This window comes from Bradyrhizobium sp. (assembly GCF_049798375.1).
In the GTDB taxonomy this organism is placed as follows: domain Bacteria; phylum Pseudomonadota; class Alphaproteobacteria; order Rhizobiales; family Xanthobacteraceae; genus Bradyrhizobium.
Map to the genome: position 1 here is coordinate 1 of NZ_JBARGP010000558.1, position 1,527 is coordinate 1,527.

2 protein-coding genes are annotated in these 1,527 nt (G+C 67.4%); one reads left to right on the top strand and one right to left on the bottom strand.

Annotated features, from left to right (window positions below; translation table 11 throughout):
• On the bottom strand, positions 1–620 hold a 620-nt coding region (locus tag WA702_RS22375), incomplete at its 3' end, for a LacI family DNA-binding transcriptional regulator (RefSeq protein WP_425112734.1).
• Positions 621–844: 224 nt separating this feature from the next.
• Between WA702_RS22375 and WA702_RS22380 the strand changes: the two genes are divergently transcribed.
• On the top strand, positions 845–1,527 hold a 683-nt coding region (locus tag WA702_RS22380; protein ID WP_425112733.1), incomplete at its 3' end, for an aminopeptidase P family N-terminal domain-containing protein.

Genomic DNA, 1,527 nt, shown 5'->3' on the forward strand with positions numbered 1-1,527 from the left:
GCTGCGATCTCCACCCTGGTGTCGCGCGTCGCGAGCCCCGCGCGCGCAGCGCTGGCGTCGAAACCGGCGCGGCGGCGGCTACCTGTCGAGATCTCGGGCGGGCCGGCGACATGGCCGATGCCTCGATGGCCGAGCGCTGCGAGATGCGCGACGGCCAGCCGCATGCCCTCGGCCTCGTCGCTCGTCACCGACGGCAGTCGCGCGCTGCCGTCGAGGCGATTGACCAGCACGGCCGGGATCGCCGCATCGAGGCAATGCTTCACGATTGCATCGCGCAGGCTCACCGTCGCCAGCACCAGCCCGTCGACGCCGCGCCCGATCAGCCGGTCGACGAATTGCTGCTGCAAGCCGTGCGCGCCGACGTCCACCACGATGGTCGCATAGCCGGCGGCATCGAGTTGATCGGCGATGCCGGAGAGGATCGGCGGAAAGCCGGGATCGGCGATATCGGGCACCAGCACGCCGATCAGTCCGCTACGTCCGGTGCGCAAGCCCGCCGCCGCCATGTTCAGCCGATAGCCGAGCGCATCGGCCGCGATGTGGATGCGCTTGGCGACGTCGTCGGCAACGAGATGCCTCATCGCCGGACTAAGCGCGCGCGACACCGTAGAGGGATGCACGCCGCAGCGCTCCGCGATGTCCTTGATGGTGGGACGCGGCGCTGACGGCAGGGCGCGCGCGCGCTTTGGCTGTCGTCGGTTCTGGTCCATCGTCCCTTCATGTCGCGATGCAGCGACGATTGCGTCGCGCCGCTGCTTGACACTTCGCGCGCACATGCAATAAACCCCGCATTACAATCGATTGCAACAGCCGGTCGAAGTCGCCAACAGCTGGATATCCGCACATGACAGGCAACGCGCTCAAGCCGCATCTCGTCAGCCCGGAGCACCTCGATCCGCATTGGCGCTGGGATCGCGCCATTCCCTCGCACGGCCACATCTCGGTCGATTTCGAGCGCCGGGTGGATTTCGATCGTCTGCGCCGCTACCGCCTGGCGCGCGCACGGGCGGCGCTGAAGGCGTCGGGCAGCGGCGCGCTGCTGCTGTTCGACGTCAACAACATCCGCTACGTCTCCGGCACCAAGATCGGCGAATGGGAGCGCGACAAGCTGTGTCGGTTTGCACTGCTCGCCGGTGACGGCGAGCCGATCGTGTGGGATTTCGGTTCGGCCGCCGTGCATCACCGCATCTTCTGCGACTGGTTGGAGCCGGAGAATTGCCGCGCCGGCATGCTCGGCATGCGCGGCACCGTGCCGCCCGCGGTCGGGCTGATGAAGGCGCATGCCGAAGAGGTGATGAGCCTGTTGCGGTCAGCCGGCGTCGCCGACATGCCGGTCGGCGTCGACCTCGCCGAGACCGCGATGTTCTTCGAGCTGCAGAAGGCCGGCATGAAGGTCGTCGACGGCCAGCAGGTGATGCTGGACGCGCGCGAGATCAAGAACATCGACGAGATCATGCTGCTCAACCAGGCGGCAGCGATGGTCGACGGCGTCTATCACTCGATCTACGAGCATCTGAAGCCCGGCGT